The following is a 2,030-nucleotide window of genomic DNA, read 5'->3' as shown; positions in this document are numbered from 1 at the left end:
ACAGGGGGCTTGTGAAAAACACACCATCCCTGTGGGAGCGAGCCTGCTCGCGAAGGCGTCGGCACATCCGCCATCAAGCTGACAGACAATCCACGGTAGATCTGCGGCAACCCCAGCCTTTATCCTTGTCGCCCCCGCCGTACCGAGTTGATGGAGTTTTCTCATGCCCCATGAAGGCAATCTGTTGCAAGCCGCTGTTGTGTTTCTGCTCGCGGCAGTTCTCACCGTGCCCCTGGCCAAACGCCTGCAATTGGGGGCGGTGCTGGGTTATCTGTTTGCCGGGGTGATTATCGGCCCCTCGGGGCTGGGCCTGATTGGCAATACGGAAAGCGTCGCGCACATTTCCGAACTGGGTGTGGTGTTGCTGCTGTTCATCATCGGCCTGGAACTGTCACCGAGACGTTTGTGGGTGATGCGCAAATCGGTGTTCGGCGTCGGCCTGGCGCAAGTGCTGTTGACCGGCTCGGTGATTGGCGTGACCGCGCTGTTTATATTCGGCCAACCCTTGAACAGCGCGATCGTGCTAGGCCTGGGGCTGGCCCTGTCGTCCACCGCGTTCGGCCTGCAAAGCCTGGCCGAACGCAAGGAACTGACCAGTCCCCACGGGCGCCTGGCCTTTGCAATTCTGCTGTTCCAGGACATCGCCGCGATTCCGCTGATCGCCATGGTGCCGCTGCTGGCAGGCAGCAGTCAAAACCTCAGCGCGGTCGACGATGTGAACCAGGGCCTGCGCGTGCTGATCAGCATCGCCATTGTGGTGGTCGGTGGACGCTACCTGCTGCGGCCGGTGTTCCGCGTGGTCGCCAAGACCGGCTTGCCGGAAGTGTCCACCGCGACCGCATTGCTGGTGGTGATGGGCACCGCCTGGCTGATGGATCTGGCTGGTATTTCGATGGCCCTCGGAGCATTCCTTGCCGGCCTGCTGCTGGCGGACTCCGAATATCGGCACGAACTCGAAGCACAGATCGAACCCTTCAAGGGCCTGCTGCTCGGGTTGTTTTTCATGAGTGTCGGCATGGGGGCCAACCTGGGTCTGCTGCTGCGCGAGCCGATCGTGGTGCTGGGGCTGACCGTACTGCTGATCGCCGTCAAGTTGCCGTTGCTGTTTATCGTTGGCCGACTCGGCGGTGGCTTGAACAAGATCAGCGCCATTCGCCTCGGGATCGTGTTGGCCGCCGGTGGGGAGTTTGCCTTTGTCGTATTCAAGATCGGCCGTGATCATGGTTTGTTCGATCCGCGCCTGTACGACTTGCTGGTGCTTGCGATCACCCTGTCGATGGCGTTGACCCCCCTATTGATGTTGTTGTGCGCCCGACTGGTCAGCCCAAAGGTGCAACCGGTGGTGGTGCCAGAGCAATTTCGCGAAATCGACGCCGATGAACCCCGCGTGGTGATCGCAGGCATGGGCCGCATGGGACAGATCGTCGCGCGTATCCTGCGGGCACAGAACATCAAGTTCGTGGCCCTCGACACGTCGGTGGAAACCATCGAACTGTCACGCAGCTTCGGCGGTGTGCCGGTGTTCTACGGCGATCCGATGCGCCCGGAAATCCTCAGTGCGGCCAAGGTCGGGCAAGCCGAATTCTTCGTGATCGCCACCGACGACCCGGACACCAACATCAAGACCGCCGAACTGGTGCACAAGCTTTATCCGCATATAAAGATCATTGCCCGCGCACGTAACCGCCAGCATGTGCATCGACTGGTGGACCTGGGTGCCCACGCGGTGCGCGAAACCTTTTACTCCAGCCTGGAAATGAGCCGGCAGACGTTGATCGGCCTGGGACTGACACACGAGCAGGCCGACGCACGGATCAAGCGTTTCAAGCACCATGACGAACAGGTACTCGAAGCCCAGCATGCGATCTACGACGATGCGGTAAAGGTCAAGCAGACAGCACAGGAAGCCCGGGCGGAACTGGCGCGGTTGTTTGAGTCGGACCAACTGGAAGAGCAAGCCGCCAGGAAATGAGGTGATTGTGCAGGCCTCTTCGCGAGCAGGCTCGCTCCCACAGGAGGCGTGCATTCAA

The 2,030-nt window shown here is 60.7% G+C and carries 1 protein-coding gene; it reads left to right on the top strand.

The genetic code is table 11. The features are described 5' to 3' along the window. The first annotated feature begins 163 nt into the window (after nucleotides 1-163). The gene (locus ACW9HW_RS29900) at nucleotides 164-1,972 is read left to right on the top strand and encodes a monovalent cation:proton antiporter-2 (CPA2) family protein (protein ID WP_095195053.1); all 1,809 of its coding nucleotides are present in this window, start codon (nucleotides 164-166) and stop codon (nucleotides 1,970-1,972) included. Nucleotides 1,973-2,030 lie beyond the last annotated feature (58 nt).

The sequence above is a fragment of the Pseudomonas sp. SDO5532_S415 genome (assembly GCF_054071155.1).
This window is presented reverse-complemented; position numbering and strand designations above follow the sequence as displayed.